The 452-nt window shown below is 67.0% G+C and carries 1 protein-coding gene; it reads right to left on the reverse strand.

Annotated features, from left to right (window positions below):
- A partial coding sequence (locus ACN675_RS29265; protein WP_420754135.1) for a DUF222 domain-containing protein occupies positions 1–452 on the reverse strand: 452 nt, incomplete at both ends.

The following is a 452-nucleotide window of genomic DNA, read 5'->3' on the forward strand; positions in this document are numbered from 1 at the left end:
GTCATGGTCAGGATCGCCGTGACCGGCAACCCCCGATGGCTGCCCAGCACCCCCGACGACAAGATTTGCCGCAGGGCGACCTTCAGCGCGTCGTGGTTGCGCTGCACCACCGTTCTCGTGTCGCGGGCCGCGGCCTTCGCCAGCGCATCCCGGTCGAGGGCCTCGGATTCGACATCACCGGACGGTGATTCGGGATCGTCCGGGTTGTTCATGCCGGGGCGGGCGAGTTTCGCCAGCACCGGTTCGAGCAGTGCCCGGGTTTCCGGGTCGATGAGCCCGGAGATCGGGGTCATGAGGTCGACACCCTGCTTGCCGATCCGCAGACCCCGGCGCCGTTTGCGTTCCTTCTCGTCCGGCACGTCCCCGTCCGGGTTCAGATACGCGAGCAGATGCGCACCGAGTTTCACGAGATCGTCGGGGGTGACCGAACACGCCGCATCCGCCAGGATCTT

Source organism: Rhodococcus sp. O3, assembly GCF_048897285.1.
Taxonomy (GTDB): domain Bacteria; phylum Actinomycetota; class Actinomycetes; order Mycobacteriales; family Mycobacteriaceae; genus Rhodococcus.